Annotated in this window: 15 protein-coding genes; 12 read left to right on the top strand and 3 right to left on the bottom strand. The window is 72.2% G+C overall.

What is annotated here, in order from left to right:
- The first annotated feature begins 229 nt into the window (after nt 1–229).
- From ruvC to ACFV6D_RS24240, 8 genes are all read left to right on the top strand, one after another.
- Nucleotides 230–772 (top strand): crossover junction endodeoxyribonuclease RuvC, encoded by a 543-nt coding sequence (gene ruvC / locus ACFV6D_RS24275; protein ID WP_380561101.1) that lies wholly within the window; start codon nt 230–232, stop codon nt 770–772.
- Nucleotides 769–1,380, top strand: coding sequence for a Holliday junction branch migration protein RuvA (gene ruvA / locus ACFV6D_RS24270; RefSeq protein ID WP_380561100.1), 612 nt, complete (start codon nt 769–771; stop codon nt 1,378–1,380). The genes ruvC and ruvA overlap by 4 nt, the downstream gene beginning before the upstream one ends.
- Before the next feature lie 46 nt (nt 1,381–1,426).
- Complete coding sequence (gene ruvB, locus ACFV6D_RS24265) at nt 1,427–2,503, top strand: Holliday junction branch migration DNA helicase RuvB (protein WP_380344282.1); 1,077 nt, start codon at nt 1,427–1,429, stop codon at nt 2,501–2,503.
- Between the two features lie 259 nt (nt 2,504–2,762).
- Complete coding sequence (yajC, locus tag ACFV6D_RS24260) at nt 2,763–3,170, top strand: preprotein translocase subunit YajC (protein WP_063346806.1); 408 nt, start codon at nt 2,763–2,765, stop codon at nt 3,168–3,170.
- A gap of 146 nt (nt 3,171–3,316) precedes the next feature.
- Entirely contained in the window at nt 3,317–5,107 is a 1,791-nt protein-coding gene (gene secD, locus ACFV6D_RS24255; RefSeq protein WP_063346805.1) for a protein translocase subunit SecD, read from the top strand.
- Nucleotides 5,108–5,111: 4 nt separating this feature from the next.
- The gene (gene secF / locus ACFV6D_RS24250; protein WP_363372782.1) at nt 5,112–6,209 is read left to right on the top strand and encodes a protein translocase subunit SecF; all 1,098 of its coding nucleotides are present in this window, start codon (nt 5,112–5,114) and stop codon (nt 6,207–6,209) included.
- Between the two features lie 25 nt (nt 6,210–6,234).
- Nucleotides 6,235–6,786: an adenine phosphoribosyltransferase gene (locus ACFV6D_RS24245; RefSeq protein ID WP_380561099.1), complete on the top strand. Its 552-nt coding sequence runs from the start codon at nt 6,235–6,237 to the stop codon at nt 6,784–6,786.
- A 321-nt stretch (nt 6,787–7,107) separates the two neighbouring features.
- On the top strand, nt 7,108–9,522 hold the full coding sequence (locus ACFV6D_RS24240) for a RelA/SpoT family protein (protein WP_380344325.1): 2,415 nt from the start codon (nt 7,108–7,110) through the stop codon (nt 9,520–9,522).
- 62 nt (nt 9,523–9,584) lie between these two features.
- On the opposite strand, the gene ACFV6D_RS24235 is transcribed toward ACFV6D_RS24240, so the two are convergent.
- Nucleotides 9,585–10,814 carry a DUF349 domain-containing protein gene (locus ACFV6D_RS24235; protein WP_063346801.1) on the bottom strand — a complete coding sequence of 410 codons (1,230 nt, stop codon included), beginning with the start codon at nt 10,812–10,814 and terminating at the stop codon, nt 9,585–9,587.
- A gap of 265 nt (nt 10,815–11,079) precedes the next feature.
- The gene (locus ACFV6D_RS24230; RefSeq protein ID WP_063346800.1) at nt 11,080–11,922 is read right to left on the bottom strand and encodes a peptidylprolyl isomerase; all 843 of its coding nucleotides are present in this window, start codon (nt 11,920–11,922) and stop codon (nt 11,080–11,082) included.
- A 274-nt stretch (nt 11,923–12,196) separates the two neighbouring features.
- Here ACFV6D_RS24230 and ACFV6D_RS24225 point away from each other — a divergent pair, with 274 nt between their 5' ends.
- The 4 genes from ACFV6D_RS24225 to ACFV6D_RS24210 all read left to right on the top strand — a co-directional run bounded on the left by ACFV6D_RS24225 (nt 12,197) and on the right by ACFV6D_RS24210 (nt 16,558).
- A complete protein-coding gene (locus ACFV6D_RS24225) occupies nt 12,197–12,904 on the top strand; it encodes an MBL fold metallo-hydrolase (RefSeq protein ID WP_063346799.1) in 708 nt (235 codons plus the stop codon).
- A gap of 11 nt (nt 12,905–12,915) precedes the next feature.
- Entirely contained in the window at nt 12,916–14,178 is a 1,263-nt protein-coding gene (gene hisS, locus ACFV6D_RS24220) for a histidine--tRNA ligase (protein WP_063346798.1), read from the top strand.
- On the top strand, nt 14,175–15,956 hold the full coding sequence (aspS, locus tag ACFV6D_RS24215; protein ID WP_063346797.1) for an aspartate--tRNA ligase: 1,782 nt from the start codon (nt 14,175–14,177) through the stop codon (nt 15,954–15,956). Before hisS ends, aspS begins: the two co-directional genes overlap by 4 nt.
- A 92-nt stretch (nt 15,957–16,048) precedes the next feature.
- Complete coding sequence (locus ACFV6D_RS24210) at nt 16,049–16,558, top strand: GNAT family N-acetyltransferase (protein WP_063346796.1); 510 nt, start codon at nt 16,049–16,051, stop codon at nt 16,556–16,558.
- 4 nt (nt 16,559–16,562) lie between these two features.
- On the opposite strand, the gene ACFV6D_RS24205 is transcribed toward ACFV6D_RS24210, so the two are convergent.
- Nucleotides 16,563–17,537 (bottom strand): LysR family transcriptional regulator, encoded by a 975-nt coding sequence (locus ACFV6D_RS24205; RefSeq protein WP_380344267.1) that lies wholly within the window; start codon nt 17,535–17,537, stop codon nt 16,563–16,565.
- Nucleotides 17,538–17,733 lie beyond the last annotated feature (196 nt).

The following is a 17,733-nucleotide window of genomic DNA, read 5'->3' as shown; positions in this document are numbered from 1 at the left end:
CCACAACGTATTCGCCAACTTCCACTACCCCGACGAGGTGGGTGCGCAGCTCGCCGCGCTGTGATCGATCTCTCACCCCGCCCGGGGGGACCCCCGCCCGCCGGGCCGGTGTCTTTGCGGGCGCTGTCGGACCCGGACGGTAGCCTTCGCAGGTCGCCCGCCGTGGGCCGGAGGGCCTGCCCGGGCCGGAGCGCCCGGAGGCGAGCGGCGATCAACGAGAGGCGGGGCTGTGGTACGGGTACTGGGCGTCGACCCGGGGCTGACCAGGTGCGGGATCGGCGTGGTCGAGGGTGCGCCGGGGCGGCCGCTGCGGATGGTCGGGGTCGGCGTGGTGCGCACCCCCGCCGAGGAGGAGATCGGGCGGCGGCTGCTGCTGGTGGAGCAGGGCATAGAGGCCTGGCTCGACGAGCACGAGCCGGAGCTGGTCGCCGTCGAGCGGGTGTTCGCCCAGCACAACGTCCGGACGGTGATGGGCACCGCCCAGGCCAGCGCGGTCGCGATGCTCTGCGCCACCCGGCGCGGCATCCCGGTCACCCTGCACACCCCGAGCGAGGTCAAGGCCGCCGTCACCGGCTCCGGCCGGGCCGACAAGGCGCAGGTCACGGCCATGGTGCAGCGCCTGCTGCGGCTGGACTCCCCGCCCAAGCCCGCCGACGCCGCCGACGCGCTGGCGCTGGCCATCTGCCACATCTGGCGCGGCGGGGCGGTCAACCGCCTGGAGGCCGCGGTACGGGCGGCCCGCGCCACCCCCCTGAAAGGAAGCAGCCGGTGATCGCCTTCGTGCAAGGGCCCGTGGCGGCCATCTCCTCCGGACTCGCCGTGGTCGAGGTCGGCGGGGTCGGCATGGCCGTGCAGTGCACGCCGAACACGCTGGCCGGGCTCCGGCTGGGTGAGCCCGTCCGGCTCGCGACCTCGCTGGTGGTCCGGGAGGACTCGCTGACCCTGTTCGGCTTCGCGGACGACGACGAGCGCGCCGTCTTCGAGATCCTCCAGGCCGCGCCGGGCGTCGGCCCGAAGCTGGCGCAGGCGATCCTCGGGGTGCACAGCCCCGACACGCTGCGGGCCGCGGTGGCCGGCGGCGACGAGAAGGCGCTGGTGGCCGTGCCCGGCATCGGGAAGGCGAAGGCCGCCAAGCTGCTGCTGGAGTACAAGGACAAGCTGGGCGCCCCGCACGGCGCGGTGCCGGCGCAGAAGCCGATCGCGAGCGGTCCGGCCCCCTGGAGCGAGCAGCTGCACTCGGCGCTGACCGGTCTCGGCTACGCTCCGCGCGAGGCGGACGAGGCGGTCGTGGCCGTCACCCCCGAGGCGGAGGCCCAGCAGACGCCGGACGTCGGCGCACTGCTCCGGCTCGCCCTGCGCGGCCTCAACCGATCCCGCTAAAGCCATCTGGCGATCTGTCCTCTTGTCGACTTTGGAGCATGTGCTGATGAGTCCGTACGACTCGGACCCGGGCGACCGGCTGGTGACGGCCGCCGCCGACGGGGAGGACCAGGCGGTCGAGGCGGCGCTGCGCCCCAAGCTGCTGGACGAGTTCATCGGTCAGGAGCGGGTGCGCGAGCAGCTGTCCCTGGTGCTCCAGGCGGCCCGCAAGCGCGGCAGCGCGCCCGACCACGTGCTGCTCAGCGGGCCGCCCGGGCTGGGCAAGACCACCCTGTCCATGATCATCGCCGCCGAGCTGGGCGCCCCGATCCGGATCACCTCCGGCCCGGCGATCCAGCACGCGGGGGACCTCGCGGCGATCCTCTCCTCGCTCGCCGAGGGCGAGGTGCTCTTCCTCGACGAGATCCACCGGATGTCCCGGCCGGCCGAGGAGATGCTCTACATGGCGATGGAGGACTTCCGGGTCGACGTGATCGTCGGCAAGGGCCCGGGCGCCACCGCCATCCCGCTGGAACTGCCGCCCTTCACCCTGGTCGGCGCCACCACCCGGGCCGGCCTGCTGCCGCCCCCGCTGCGCGACCGCTTCGGCTTCACCGGGCACATGGAGTTCTACGCCCCGGCCGAGCTCGAACGGGTGGTGCGCCGCTCGGCCACCCTGCTGGACGTGGAGATCGACCCGGCCGGCGCCGCCGAGATCGCCGGCCGCTCGCGGGGGACGCCGCGCATCGCCAACCGGCTGCTGCGCCGGGTCCGCGACTTCGCGCAGGTGCGGCACGACGGCCAGGTCACCGTCGAGATCGCCGCCCGGGCGCTGGACGTCTACGAGGTGGACGCCCGCGGTCTGGACCGGCTGGACCGCGCGGTGCTGACCGCGCTGCTGCGGCTGTTCGGCGGCGGACCGGTCGGTTTGTCGACTCTTGCGGTCGCGGTGGGGGAGGAGTCCGAGACGGTCGAGGAGGTGGCGGAGCCCTTCCTGGTCCGCGAGGGCCTGCTCGCCCGGACCCCGCGCGGCCGGATCGCCACCGCGGCGGCCTGGCAGCACCTCGGGCTGACCCCGCCGATCCAGACCGCCCGGGGCGCCGTGCCCGCGCAATCCGAACTCTTCCGGGCCGACGAGGGCTGAACGGGTGATCGCCGCCCGACGGTTCCCGGGAGGCGTCCGATGCACCGCCCCGGTGAGTGGCCCGGGTGCGAGCCGGGGGCGAAGTCCGGGGAAACTGTGCAGGCGGAGGGTCGCCACTTTCGGCGGCAGGATGCGATGCTTGGCGTTGTCCGATCAGTTCGGGGTCGCCTAGACTCCGCCGGACCGCCCCGCTCACCTGACGGGCCGACCAATACCACACAGGCCGCCGGTCGGCGGCCCGTAAAGGACCCTGGCTGCAGTGAACTTCATCATCCTTCTCCTCCCGATCATCGCGATCGTGCTCATGTTCCGGTCGCAGAAGAAGCGCCAGTCGCAGATGCAGCAGATGCAGACCTCGCTGGAGCCAGGGGCGGGGGTGCGCACCATCGGTGGCCTGTACGCCACGGTGAAGGCGATCAACGAGGAGACCATCGAGCTGGAGATCGCGCCCGGCGTGGTCACCCACTTCACCAAGAGCGCGATCGCCGCTGTCCTGGAGCCCCAGGAGTACGACGCGATCATCAACGGTCGCCCCGCCGATGACGAGCTGGCCGAGCCGGAGGCCGAGGACACCGACGCCGAGCCGGTCGAGGACAAGCCGCTGACGCTCACCAAGGACGGCGGCGCCAAGGGCGACGTCGAGGGCGGGGCTCCCGCGAGCAAGTAGTACGGTCGGGCACCAGCCCGGCCGCGCGGCCCAGTGCCGCGAGCCCACAGGACCTCAGGGCCGCAGAACCGCCATGCCCCCGTCCCGCCACAAGCCGGACGGGGGTCCGGTTGGGGGAGTGGCATGGACAGGGAGAAACGAGCAAGGTGGCAACACCCAAGTCGCGCCCGCGCGACGGCTACCCAGGGCGGGCGCTGGCCCTCATCCTGGTCGTCACCGTCGGACTGGTCGCCCTCATGTTCGGGACGGGCCACACCAAGCCCCGGCTCGGAATCGACCTCGCCGGTGGCACCAGTATCACGCTGACCGCGAAGTCGACCGACCCCAAGGCGATCACCAAGTCCAACATGGACATCGCCACCGGGATCATCGAGCGCCGCGTCAACGGCATGGGTGTCTCCGAGGCGGAGGTGCAGACCCAGGGCGACAACACGATCATCGTGAACATCCCCAAGGGCGGCAACCAGCAGAACGCGGCGGACCAGGTGGGTACCACCGCCAAGCTGTTCTTCCGCCCGGTCCTCGCGGTGGCGCCCAGCGGCTTCACGCCGCCGGCGCCCACCGGCTCCCCCTCGGCCACCGGCACCCCGAGCGCGGCCCCGTCCGCCGGCTCCACCGCCTCGGCCGGCGCGAGCGCCACCGGAACGCCCAGCGCGAGCGGCACCAAGCAGGGCCGCCCGGCCGGTGAGGCGCTGGCCGCCGACGCCAGCCCGAGCGCCGCCGCCACGGGCGCGAGCACCGCCCCGAGCGCCGCCGCCACGCCGTCCGCGCCCGCCACCCCGCCCAGCGCCGCGGACGTCAGCGCCGCGATGACCCAGGGCACCGTGCCGCCGGAGCTGGCCGCGGCCTTCACCGCCCTCGACTGCACCAAGCCGGAGGTCCGCGCGGCCCAGACCGGCCCCGAGGACAAGGCCGTCGTCGCCTGTTCGCAGAAGCCCGAGAACGGCTACTACGAGAAGCTCGCCCTCGGCCCCGTCGCCGTGAAGGGCTCGGACGTCTCCAAGGCCCAGCCGAGCCTCGACACCCAGACGGGTGCCGGCTGGCAGGTCCAGCTGCAGTTCAACGGCGCCGGCACCGACGCCTTCACCAAGGTCACCGGCCAGCTCGCCACCCAGACCCCGCCGAACAACCAGTTCGCGATCGTCCTGGACAACCAGGTCGTCTCGCACCCCGAGGTCAAGAACGTGATCCCCGGCGGCAGCGCCGTGATCACCGGCCGCTTCAGCCAGGCCGAGGCGCAGGACCTGTCCAACGTGCTGGGCTACGGCGCCCTGCCGCTGGAATTCAGCAAGAGCGACATCACCACCGTCTCCCCGGCGCTCGGCAGCGACCAGCTCAAGGCCGGTCTGGTCGCCGGCGCGATCGGCATGCTGCTGGTGGTGCTCTACTCGCTGGTCTACTACCGCGGCCTCGGCCTGGTCTCGATCGCCGGTCTGCTCGTCTCGGCGGCCCTGACCTACTCGATCATGAGCCTGCTCGGCGCCGGGATCGGCTTCGCGCTGAACCTGCCCGCGGTCTGCGGTGCGATCGTCGCGATCGGCATCACCGCCGACTCCTTCATCGTCTACTTCGAGCGCATCCGCGACGAGGTCCGCGAGGGCGCCCCGCTGCGCCCGGCGGTCCAGCGGGCCTGGCCGCGCGCCCGGCGCACCATCCTGGTGTCGGACTTCGTGTCCTTCCTCTGTGCCGCCGTGCTCTACGTGGTCTCGGTCGGCAAGGTCCAGGGCTTCGCGTTCACCCTGGGGCTGACCACCGCGCTGGACGTCGTGGTGATCTTCCTCTTCACCAAGCCGGTGATCACGCTGCTGGCCCGGCGCAAGTTCTTCGCCAACGGTCACCCGTGGTCCGGCCTGGACCCGAAGCGGCTGGGCGCCCGCCCGCCGCTGCGCAGCAGCCGTCGCCGTAGCCCCTCCTCTGCCGCCGTGAAGGAGGCCTGACACCGTGTCACGCTTCTCCAATCTGGGACACCGGCTCTACCAGGGCGAGGTCAGCTTCGACTTCGTCGGGCGCCGTAAGCTCTGGTACTCCATCTCCGGCGTGATCGTGCTGATCGCGGCGATCGGTCTGTCGATGGGCCTGCACCTGGGCATCGAGTTCAAGGGCGGCTCGGTCTACACCGTGGCCAAGCCGGGGCTGACCGTCTCGCAGGCGCAGGAGACGTCCAACCAGATCGTCTCCTCGCACCCGCTGGTGCAGTCGACCGACAACGGCAAGATCCGCATCCAGGTCAGCACCGAGGAGCCGAAGAGCTCGGACGAGATCCGCGCTCAGCTCTCCGAGAAGCTGGCCGTGCCGCTGGACACCGTCGAGGCCCAGGTGATCGGCCCCAGCTGGGGCAAGCAGATCTCCTCGAAGGCGCTCACCGGCCTGATCATCTTCATGGTCCTGGTGACGGTCTACCTGGCGATCGCCTTCGAGTGGCGGATGGCGGTGGCGGCCCTGGTCGCCCTCATCCACGACCTCCTGATCACCATCGGCGTGTACGCCCTGGTGGGCTTCGAGGTCACCCCCGGTACGGTGATCGGCTTCCTGACCATCCTCGGGTACTCGCTCTACGACACGGTCGTCGTCTTCGACACCGTGAAGGAGAACACCAAGGACCTCACCAAGCAGAACAAGCTCACCTACAGCGAGGCGGCCAACGCGGGCCTCAACCAGACCCTGGTGCGTTCGCTCAACACCACCGTGGTCGCCCTGCTCCCGGTCGCCGCGCTGCTGTTCATCGGTGGCGGCCTCCTGGGCGCCGGCACGCTGAACGACATCTCGCTGGCGCTGTTCATCGGCCTCGCGGCCGGTGCCTACTCGTCGATCTGCGTCGCCACCCCGCTGCTGGCGCAGCTCAAGGAGGAGCAGCCGGAGATGAAGGCGCTGCGCAAGCGGGTCCTGCAGCACCGGGCCGCGGCCGCTGCCAAGGCCGCGGGCGAGGTGCCGGCGGGCGAGGAGATCGCGGACGAGGACCTGCCTGCGGGTATGGTCGGTCAGCGCGGCCGGGCGGCCGGCACCACGCGTGCCAAGGGCCGTCCGTCCACCAAGCGCTGAACCGACCCGACCGTAAGGACACGCCGTGACCACCGCCGACACCGCACTGGCCGAGCTGTTGAACAGCCGGATCCGGGACGTCCCGGACTACCCGAAGCTGGGTGTGCTGTTCAAGGACATCGCGCCGCTGCTGGCCGACGCCGAGGCCTTCGGCGCCCTCACCAGGGTGCTGGCGGACCGGGCGCGGGAGCTCGGGGCGACCAAGGTGGTGGGCCTGGAGGCGCGCGGCTTCGTGCTGGCGGCTCCGGCGGCCTTCGCGGCCGGGCTCGGCTTCGTGCCGATCCGCAAGCAGGGCAAGCTGCCCGGCGAGGTGTTCCGGCGCTCGTACGAGCTGGAGTACGGCTCGGCGACGCTGGAGGTGCAGTGCGACGCCTTCGCGCCCGGTGAGCGGGTGCTGGTGGTGGACGACGTGCTGGCCACCGGTGGCACCATCGGCGCCTCGCTGGACCTGGTGAAGGAGGCCGGCGCCGAGCTGGTGGGCGTCGTGGTGCTGATGGAGCTGGGCTTCCTGGACGGCCGGGAACGGTTGGCCGGGCACCTGAACGGCGCTCCGCTGGAGACGCTGGTCACGGTCTGAGGGACCTGAGTGAAGGGGGGGGGGGGGGTAGAACCCCCCCCCCCCCCCCCGGTGAGGGCCCGGGGGGGGGTAGGCCCGCGGGCCCCCCCCCCCAGGCCGCTCGCGCGCTGGCGGGAGTGCGCGGTGGGGGCCCCCGCGGGGGGCGGGGGGCCGGGGGCCCCCCCCCCCCCCCCCCCTTCCGTTTCCGGCCCGGGTGGATGAACGCCGCGGCGCCCGGCTCGGTACCATGAAGATTCACCCCCTCCCGGTTGCGTCCGACCGTACGGGCCGCGGCAGGGGTCGGCCCCGGTGCCCCGAGGAGAGTCCTTGCCCGACGAGGTTGTGCCCACGGCCGAAGCGGCCGCCCCCGACAACCGTCCCACGCCCTCGGGGGCCACCCCGGCACGCCCGGCGCCGACCTCCTCGCGACCGACCGCCCCCACCGGGCGCGGCTCCTCCTCGGGTGGCATGCGCGCCCGCCTGGCCCGCCTCGGCGGCCAGCGCTCCAGCGTGCTCAACCCCGTGCTGGAGCCGCTGTTCCGGTCGATCCGGGCGAACGACCCGAAGGCCGACCCGGCGCTGCTGCGGGACATCGAGCGGGCCTACGCCGTCGCCGAGAAGTGGCACCGCGGGCAGAAGCGCAAGAGCGGCGACCCGTACATCACCCACCCGCTGGCGGTGGCCACCATCCTGGCCGAGCTGGGGATGGACGCCGCGACCCTGATGGCCGGGCTGCTGCACGACACCGTCGAGGACACCGACTACGGCCTGGAGACCCTGCGCAAGGACTTCGGCGACTCGGTGGCGCTGCTGGTGGACGGCGTCACCAAGCTGGACCGGGTCAAGTTCGGCGAGGCCGCGCAGGCCGAGACCGTCCGCAAGATGGTCGTCGCGATGGCCAAGGACCCGCGGGTCCTGGTGATCAAGCTGGCCGACCGCCTGCACAACATGCGCACGATGCGCTACCTCAAGCGGGAGAAGCAGGAGAAGAAGGCCCGCGAGACGCTGGAGATCTACGCCCCGCTGGCGCACCGGCTGGGCATGAACACCATCAAGTGGGAGCTGGAGGACCTTGCCTTCGCGATCCTCTACCCCAAGATGTACGACGAGATCGTCCGGCTGGTCGCCGAGCGCGCCCCCAAGCGGGACGAGTACCTGGCGACCGTCATCGACCAGGTCCAGGGGGACCTGCGCGGCGCCCGGATCACCGCCTCCGTCACCGGCCGGCCCAAGCACTACTACTCGGTCTACCAGAAGATGATCGTCCGGGGCCGGGACTTCGCCGAGATCTACGACCTGGTGGGCATCCGGGTCCTGGTCGACACCGTCCGCGACTGCTACGCGGCGCTGGGCACCATCCACGCGCGGTGGAACCCGGTGCCGGGGCGGTTCAAGGACTACATCGCGATGCCCAAGTTCAACATGTACCAGTCGCTGCACACGACGGTGATCGGCCCCGGCGGCAAGCCCGTCGAACTCCAGATCCGCACCTTCGACATGCACCGCCGGGCCGAGTACGGCATCGCCGCGCACTGGAAGTACAAGCAGCGCGCGGTGGCCGGCGCGTCCAAGGTCCGCACCGACACCCCGACCCAGGTCCGCAAGGACGACAAGGCCGGCGCCGTCAACGAGATGGCCTGGCTGCGGCAGCTGCTGGACTGGCAGAAGGAGACCGCCGACCCGAGCGAGTTCCTGGAGTCGCTGCGCTTCGACCTGGCCAGCAACGAGGTCTTCGTCTTCACGCCCAAGGGCGACGTGATAGCCCTGCCGGCCGGTGCGACCCCGGTCGACTTCGCCTTCGCGGTGCACACCGAGGTGGGCTACCGGACGATAGGGGCCCGGGTCAACGGGCGGCTGGTGCCGCTGGAGTCGACGCTGGAGAACGGCGACGCCGTCGAGGTGTTCACCTCCAAGGCGGAGAACGCCGGCCCGTCCCGGGACTGGCTGGGCTTCGTCAAGTCGCCGCGCGCCCGCAACAAGATCCGCGCCTGGTTCTCCAAGGAGCGCCGCGAGGAGGCGATCGAGCACGGCAAGGAGGCGATCGTCCGGGCGATGCGCAAGCAGGGCCTGCCGATCCAGCGGATCCTGACCGGCGACTCGCTGGTCACCCTGGCCCACGAGATGCGCTACCCCGACATCTCCTCGCTCTACGCCGCGATCGGCGAGGGCCACGTCACCGCGCAGAACATCGTGCAGAAGCTGGTCCAGGCGCTCGGCGGCGAGGAGGGCGCCACCGAGGACCTCGCCGAGACCGCGACCCCGACGCACGACCGCCGGGCGGTGCGCCGCCGGGCCAAGGGCGACCCGGGCGTGATCGTCAAGGGCGTCGAGGACGTCTGGGTCAAGCTGTCCCGCTGCTGCACCCCGGTGCCGGGCGACCCGATCGTCGGCTTCGTGACCCGCGGCAACGGCGTCTCGGTGCACCGCGCCGACTGCGTCAACGTCGAGTCGCTGAGCCAGCAGCCCGAGCGGATGATCGACGTCGAGTGGGCCGCCACCCAGTCCTCGGTGTTCCTGGTGGCCATCCAGGTCGAGGCGCTGGACCGCTCCCGGCTGCTCTCGGACGTCACCCGGGTGCTCTCCGACCAGCACGTCAACATCCTGTCGGCGGCGGTGCAGACCTCCCGCGACCGGGTCGCGATGAGCCGCTTCACCTTCGAGATGGGCGACCCGAAGCACCTCGGCCATGTGCTCAAGGCCGTGCGCGGCGTCGAGGGCGTCTACGACGTCTACCGCGTCACCTCGGCCCGCAAGTAGCGCCCCGAGCACGAGAGAGGGCCCCGGGAGATCCCGGGGCCCTCTCTCGTGCGTTCGGCGGATCAGCCGCTGAACTCCTCCTGGCTCCGGTGCGCCTGCTCCAGCAGGGTCTGCACGCCGGCCAGCTCGTTCTCCAGCTTGGCGATCCGGCCGGCGTTGCCGGCGGCGCGGGCCTTGTCCAGATCGGCCCGGATCTTGTCGGCCTTCGCCTCGAACAGGCCGACCATGCCGGCGGCGCGCGCCTTGGCCTCCGGGTTGGAGCGCTTCCACTCGGAGTCCTCGGCCTCGCGGATGGCCCGCTCGACCGTGTTCAGCCGGCCGTCCAGCTTCGGACGGGCGTCGCGCGGCACGTGCCCGATCGCCTCCCAGCGCTCGTTGACCTCGCGCAGCGCCGCCTTGGCGGCCTTCAGGTCGGTGATCGGCAGGATCGCCTCGGCCTCGACGGCCAGTGCCTCCTTGAGCTTCTGGTTGGCCACCTGCTCGGCGTCCCGCTCGCTGAACACCGCGGAACGGGCCTGGAAGAAGACGTCCTGCGCGCCGCGGAAGCGCGCCCACAGCTCGTCCTCGATGTCCCGCTGGGCCCGGCCGGCGGACTTCCAGCGCGCCATCAGGTCGCGGTAGGCGGCCGCGGTGTCGCCCCACTCGGTGGACGAGGACAGCGCCTCGGCCTCGGCGACCAGCGCCTCCTTGGTCTGCCGGGCCTGCTCGCGCTCGGCGTCCAGGGTCGCGAAGTGCGCCTTGCGGTGCTTGGAGAAGACCGAGCGGGCGTGCGAGAAGCGGTGCCACAGCTCGTCGTCGCTCTTGCGGTCCAGCCGGGGCAGGCCCTTCCAGGTGTCCACCAGGGCGCGCAGCCGGTCCCCGGCCTCCCGCCACTGGGTGGACTCGGCGAGCTGCTCGGCCTCGGAGACCAGCGCCTCCTTGGCGGTGCGGGTCTCGTCCTGGGCCTTGGCGCGAGCGGCCTTGCGCTCCTCGCGCCGGCTCTCGATCTCGCCGGCGAGCGTGTCCAGCCGCTTGGCCAGGGCGGCCAGGTCGCCGACCGCGTGCCCCTCGGTCACCTGGGCGCGCAGGTGGTCCAGCGCGGCCTGGGCGTCCTTGGCGGCCAGGTCGGTGGTGCGCACCCGCTTCTCCAGCAGGCCGATCTCCACCTCGATGCCCTGGTACTTGCGCTCGAAGTAGGCGAGGGCCTCCTCGGGCGAGCCGGCCTGCCAGGAACCCACGACGCGTTCGCCGTCGGCCGTCCTGACGTAGACCGTGCCCTGCTCGTCGACACGGCCCCACGGGTCGCTGCTCATAGCGCGTCCTCCACATGACGTCGCGCCCGCGCCGGGGCGGCGCGCGTCCGTCGTCCACAGTTGATGTGCGGCGGACCGATGAGTCCGCCGTCCCCGTCCGCCGTGACTTGCTGCCGAGGGTGACGGCCAGGCGGGTACGGGCACCCTGATACAACGCCAACATAGGCGACCGGCCCCGGTGCTGTCCGCATCCGGGCCGGGCGATTTCGGGCCGGGGCCGCGCCGAGGCGCTTCGGGCGCCCCTTGTGGGCGGCCCCGGGAAATGTCAACTCTTTGCCGTGGTCACCGAGTTGAAGGTGACGTCGGCCATCGGGTGGCCGTCCGGGGCGCCCTCCAGGGTGCCCGCGGCGGCGATCTTCTGCACCGCGTCCAGGCCCCCGGTGATCTTGCCGAAGGGGGTGTAGTTCGGGGGCAGCTGGGTGTCCTTGTAGACCAGGAAGAACTGGCTCCCGTTCGTGCCCGGGCCGGAGTTGGCCATCGCCACGGTGCCCGCCGGGTAGGTCGCGCCGGTCAGGTTCTCGTCCGCGAACTTGTACCCGGGGCCGCCGGTGCCGCCCGGGACGGTCGCGCTGGCGGTCGGGTCGCCGCACTGGAGCACGAAGATGCCGTCGGTGGTGAGGCGGTGGCACTTGGTGTGGTCGAAGTACTTCTCCCCGGCCAGGAAGACGAAGGAGTTCACCGTGTGCGGGGCCTTGGCCGCGTCGAGCGCGAGCGTCACCTTGCCGCAGTTGGTGTCCAGCGTCGCGGTGTACGAGCCGCCCGCGTCGACCGCCATGGCCGGCTCGGCCTGCCACTGCTTGCCGTTCGGCGCGCCCGGCGCCGGATCGGCGCAGCCCTCGACCGGCTTGCGGGTCGGGGTGGTCGGCTCGGCGCTCTGGCTCGGCGCGGCCTTGGCGGAGGAGGCGGCCGAAGCCGACTTGTCCTTGTCCGAGCTGAACGCCCCGGTGCCGACCAGCGCACCGCCGCCGGCCAGCACCACGACGGCGAGCGCGGAGCCCAGGATCGTGTTGCGGCGCCTGCGCGCGGACCGCGCGGCGACCCGCCGCTCCATCTGGCGCTCGTACTTCTCTCGGGCGAGCTGCCGCCGCCGCTGTTCGCTGCTGACCACCGGCCGTGTCTCCTACGGATGTGCTGGGAAAGTGGATGGGTACCGAAGCGGATCATCGCATCCATCGGCGGCCAAGTGTAGGGACCGGGCCTGTAAGAACGCGGTGAACCTGTCAGTGCGAACCGCGCGCGCCACCCCTATCTGGTTCGCAACCGCACCCGCACCGCCGGTAGGCTGCCTTTACCTCACTGGTTTGCTGCATGACTGGTGGCTGCATCCGACCCGGCAGCCGCGACCGTAGCCGCCACTGCCGACCGCATCACGAAGGACGCGCGTGTTCATCGCCGGATTCCCCGCTGGAGCCTGGGGCACCAACTGCTACCTGGTCGCCCCGGCGGCGGGCGAGGAGTGCGTCATCGTCGATCCCGGCCACCAGGCGGCGCGCGGTGTCGAGGAGATGGTCCGCGAGCACGGGCTCAAGCCCGTCGCCGTGGTGCTCACGCACGGCCACATCGACCACGTGGCCTCGGTGGTCCCGGTCTGCGGCGCCCGCGGCGTCCCGGCCTGGATCCACCCCGAGGACCGGTACATGATGTCCGACCCGGAGAAGGCCCTCGGCCGCGCCCTGGGCACCCAGCTGATGGGCGAGCTCACCGTCGGCGAGCCCGACGACGTGCGCGAGCTCACCGACGGCGCCGTGCTGGAGCTCGCCGGCCTGCAGCTCACCGTGGACCACGCCCCGGGCCATACCGGGGGGTCGGTGACCTTCCGGACGCCCGGTGCCGAGGACCTCCCCCCGGTGCTGTTCTCGGGCGACCTGCTGTTCGCCGGCTCCATCGGGCGTACCGACCTCCCGGGCGGGGACAGCGAGGCGATCATGCGGTCGCTGGCCCGGGTGTGCCTGCCCCTCGACGACACCACCGTGGTCCTCTCCGGCCACGGCGGACAGACCACCATCGGCCACGAGCGCGCCACCAACCCCTACCTCCGACAGGCAGCAGGGGCGGCCGGCGCCCAGGCTTTCCCGCGACGAGGAATGTGACGGAAGAGAAGTTGAGCACCTTCACCGCCCCCAAGGGCACCTACGACCTGCTGCCCCCCAGCTCCGCGACCTTCCTGGCGATCCGCGAGCGCATCGCCGCGCCCGCCCGCCGGGCCGGCTACGGCTACGTCGAGACTCCGGTCTTCGAGGACGTGAAGCTCTTCTCCCGCGGCGTCGGCGAGTCCACCGACATCGTCAGCAAGGAGATGTACAACCTCACCACCCGCGGCGGCGACGAGCTCGCGCTGCGCCCGGAGGGCACCGCCTCGGTGCTGCGCGCCGCCCTCCAGGCCAACCTGCACAAGCAGGGCAACCTGCCGGTCAAGCTCTGGTACTCCGGCTCGTACTACCGCTACGAGCGCGCCCAGAAGGGCCGCTACCGCCAGTTCTCCCAGGTCGGCGCCGAGGCGATCGGGGCCGAGGACCCGGCCCTGGACGCCGAGCTGATCATCCTCGCCGACGACGCCTTCCGCTCGCTGGGCGTGCGCGACTACTCGCTGCTGCTCAACAGCCTCGGCGACAAGCAGTGCCGCCCGGTCTACCGCGCCGCCCTGGTCGAGTTCCTCGCCGGCCTGGACCTGGACGAGGACACCCGCCGCCGCGCCGACATCAACCCGCTGCGCGTCCTGGACGACAAGCGCGAGTCGGTGCAGGCCCAGCTGGTCGACGCGCCCAAGCTGCGCGACTACCTGTGCGAGGAGTGCAAGGCGTACGACGAGAAGGTCCGCGAGCTGCTCACCGCGAACGGCGTGGCCTTCGTCGACGACCCGAAGCTGGTCCGCGGCCTGGACTACTACACCCGCACCACCTTCGAGTTCGTGCACAACGGCCTCGGCGCCCAGTCCGCGATCGGCGGCGGCGGCCGCTACGACGGCCTGTCCGAGATGATCGGCGGCCCGGCGCTGCCGTCCGTCGGCTGGGCCCTCGGCGTGGACCGCACCTTCCTGGCGATGGAGGCCGAGGGCATCGTCCTCGACCTGCCCGCCGCGACCTCCGTGTACGCCGTCGCGCTCGGCGAGGAGGCCAAGAACGTCCTGTTCGCCAAGGTGGTCGAGCTGCGCCGGGCCGGCGTCGCCACCGACCTCGCCTTCGGCGTCAAGAGCATCAAGAACGCCATGAAGTCCGCCGACCGGTCCGGCGCCCGCTTCGCCCTCGTGGCCGGGGACCGGGACCTCGCCGACGGCGTCGTCCAGCTCAAGGACCTGACCACCGGCGAGCAGAACCCCGTCGCCCTCGACGCACTCGTCACCACCCTGAAGGAGAAGCAGCTGTGATCCGCACGCACGACGCGGGCACGCTCCGCCCGGAGCACGCAGGCACCACCGTCACCCTGGCCGGCTGGGTCGCCCGCCGCCGCGACCACGGCGGTGTCGCCTTCATCGATCTGCGCGACGCCTCCGGCACCGTGCAGATCGTGGTCCGCGACCTCGACTCGGTGCACGGCCTTCGCGCCGAGTACTGCGTCAAGGTCGTCGGCGACGTCCGGGTGCGCCCCGACGGCAACGAGAACCCGGACATCCCGACCGGCGCGGTCGAGGTCGTCGTCAGCGAGATCGAGGTCCTCTCCGAGGCCGCCCCGCTGCCCTTCCCGGTCGCCGAGTACGAGCCGGGCACGGTCAACGAGGAGGTCCGGCTGCGCTACCGCTACCTGGACCTGCGCCGCGAGGGCCCGGCCAAGGGCCTGCGGCTGCGCTCCAAGGTGAGCAACATCATCCGCCGGGTGATGGAGGAGAACGACTACCTCGACATCGAGACGCCGTACCTCACCCGCTCCACCCCCGAGGGTGCCCGCGACTTCCTCGTCCCGGTCCGCCTGCAGCCCGGCCACTGGTACGCGCTGCCGCAGTCGCCCCAGCTGTTCAAGCAGCTGCTGATGGTGGCCGGCATGGAGCGCTACTACCAGATCGCCCGCTGCTTCCGCGACGAGGACTTCCGCGCCGACCGGCAGCCGGAGTTCACCCAGCTCGACATCGAGGCCTCGTTCGTCGACCAGGAGGACATCCTGGCCCTCGGCGAGAAGATCGTCGGCTCGATCTGGCGCGAGGTGCACGGCTACGAGCTCCCCAACCCGCTGCCCCGGATGACCTACGCGGACGCCATGGCCCGCTACGGCTCCGACAAGCCGGACGTCCGCTTCGGACAGGAACTCACCGACCTCACCGAGTACTTCAAGGGCACCGCGTTCCGCGTCTTCCAGGCCCCGTACGTCGGCGCCGTGGTGATGCCCGGCGGCGCCTCGCAGCCCCGCAAGGCGCTCGACGCCTGGCAGGACTGGGCCAAGGCGCGCGGCGCCCGCGGCCTGGCCTACGTCGTCATCGACGCCGAGACCGGCGAGCTGCGCGGCCCGGTCGCCAAGAACCTGTCCGAGGAGCACCTGGCCGGCCTGGCCGCCGCCGCGGGCGCCAAGAACGGCGACGCGATCTTCTTCGCGGCCGGCAAGCAGCGCCCCTCGCAGGAGCTGCTGGGCGCCGCCCGTCTGGAGATCGGCCGCCGCTGCGAGCTGATCGACGCGTCGCAGTGGGCCTTCCTCTGGGTCGTCGACTTCCCGATGTTCGAGCCGATCGAGGACGACAAGGGCGAGTTCCAGGGCTGGCACGCGGTGCACCACCCGTTCACCGCCCCGACCGCCGAGTCGCTCGCCACCTTCGACACCGACCCGGGCTCGGCGCTGTCCAACGCCTACGACCTGGTCCTCAACGGCTCGGAGCTGGGCGGCGGTTCGATCCGTATCCACCAGCGCGACGTGCAGAAGCGGGCGTTCGACGCGATCGGCCTCTCCGAGGAGGAGGCGGCCTCGCAGTTCGGCTTCCTGCTGGACGCCTTCAACTACGGCCCGCCGCCGCACGGTGGCGTCGCCTTCGGCCTCGACCGCATCGTCACCCTGCTCGGCGGGTACGACACCATCCGCGACGTCATCGCCTTCCCGAAGACGTCCACCGGCGGTGACCCGCTGACCGGCGCCCCGACCCCGATCACCCCGGCCCAGCGCCGGGAGGCCGGCGTGGACGCCAAGCCGAAGCTGCGCGAGGACGCCGCGAAGTCCGACGCCTGACACCGGATCCGCTAACCTTCAACGGCCCCGGACGGTCCACCCACCGTCCGGGGCCGGTCCACAATGACGTGTGACACAAGGAGGGTTGACTCATGCAGGTGATCACAAGAGTCGAGTGTCCGGATGACGTCCCGGCGACCAGACGCGTCCACATGGCCGCGTTCCCCGGCCCGGACGAGGCGGACCTGGTCGACGCGCTGCGCCGCGATCCGGCCTGGCTGCCCGAGCTGTCGCTGGTCGCGGTCGACGAGGCCGGGCTGGTGATCGGGCACGCGCTGCTGACCCGGCTGCGGGTCGGCGAGGACGGCGCGGGCCTCGCGCTCGCGCCGGTCGCCGTCGCGCCGGAGTGGCAGCGCAAGGGCGTCGGCGAACTCGTCGTCCGGGCCGCGCTGTCGGCGGCCGAGAAGGCGGGGGAGAAGCTCGTGGTCGTCCTCGGCGACCCGGAGTACTACGGGCGGTTCGGCTTCAGCGCGGCCGGACGGCACGAGATCAGCGGGCCGTTCGAGGTGCCGGACGCCTACTTCCAGGCGCTGCCGCTGCCCGCGTACGACGGCGCTCCGCGCGGGCTCTGCCGCTACCCCGAGGCCTTCGTGGCGGTGTAGACCGTCAGTTCGGTTCCACCGACCGCGTGCCCACCCGGGGCTCCGTTTTCACCAGGGGCTCCGTCCCACCCGACCTTCCCAGCCGGCCGAAGGGGACCGTGACCCGGCAGCTGCGCACGAACGCGGCCATCGCCGGCGTGAGTTCGCGGTCCTTCGGCCAGTACAGCCCGACCCGGCTCGGGCTGAGCCCCCGTACCGGCCGGTACGCGACGTCATCCCGTACGGCCAGCCGGCTCATCGTCTCCGGTGCGAAGCCGACGCCCTGACCGCACACCACCGCGGCCAGCCACTCGTCGGTGTTGTGCGCCACCGCGCCGATCCGCACCGGACGCCCGCCCCGTTCCCGGCCCGCCAGCCAGTACTCGCGCCAGTGCCCGGCCTCGTGCGGTATCGCCACGAACGGCTCGTCCAGCAGGTCCTCGACGGACAGCTCGGCCCGGTCCGCCAGCCGGTGCCCGGCCGGCAGCGCCACGACCCGCGCCTCCTCGCCGAGCACGGCGACGTTGTAGTGCTCGACCAGCCACGCCGGGCCGTGCCAGAGCGTCAGGTCGATCTCGCCGGTGGCCAGGCCCGAGGTCGGGTCGAACCAGTTGTTCTGCCGCAGCTCCACCTGCCAGCCGGGCATCCGCCGGGCGAAGTCGGCGACGGTGCTGCGGGTCATCAGGTTGATGATGCCGCCCTCGAACCCCACCCGCAGCACCGAGCCCTGCTCGGCGGCGGCCGCCCGGGTGGCCCGCAGCGCGTCCTCCCAGCCGGCCAGCATCGCCCCGGCGTAGTCCGCCAGCGCCCGCCCGGCCGGGGTGGGCGCCATGCCGCGCCGCGAGCGCTCGAACAGCTCGACCCCGAGCAGCGATTCCAGCTGGCGGATCTGCTTGGTGAGCGTCGGCTGGGAGACGAACAGCCGGGCCGCGGCAGCGGTCAGCTGCCCCTCCTCGCAGACCGCGGCGAAGCTGCGCAGCAGGCGGGTGTCGACATCCATGCCCCAAGGTTATGGAACCGGATATTGGACCCGTCCGGCAGGTGTGGGCCAAGGTTGATCGTTCGGCGTTCGCGCCGACCGGACGGGGGAGCGCGGGCGCGGCGGGGGGGGGGGGCCGCCCCGCCCCCCCCCCCGCCGCCCCCCCGCGGGGGCCGGCCCCCCCGCCGACCGCCGGCGAGGATAAACAAAAGAAGCA

The organism is Kitasatospora sp. NPDC059812, from assembly GCF_042732075.1.
Taxonomy (GTDB): domain Bacteria; phylum Actinomycetota; class Actinomycetes; order Streptomycetales; family Streptomycetaceae; genus Kitasatospora.
This window is presented reverse-complemented; position numbering and strand designations above follow the sequence as displayed.

Coding starts and splice junctions, on each gene's coding strand:
- ACFV6D_RS24205 (WP_380344267.1), bottom strand. CDS start 17,537: ATGGATGTCGACACCCGCCTGCTGCGCAGCTTCGCCGCGGTCTGCGAG.
- ACFV6D_RS24235 (WP_063346801.1), bottom strand. CDS start 10,814: ATGAGCAGCGACCCGTGGGGCCGTGTCGACGAGCAGGGCACGGTCTAC.
- ruvB (WP_380344282.1), top strand. CDS start 1,427: ATGAGTCCGTACGACTCGGACCCGGGCGACCGGCTGGTGACGGCCGCC.
- ACFV6D_RS24210 (WP_063346796.1), top strand. CDS start 16,049: ATGCAGGTGATCACAAGAGTCGAGTGTCCGGATGACGTCCCGGCGACC.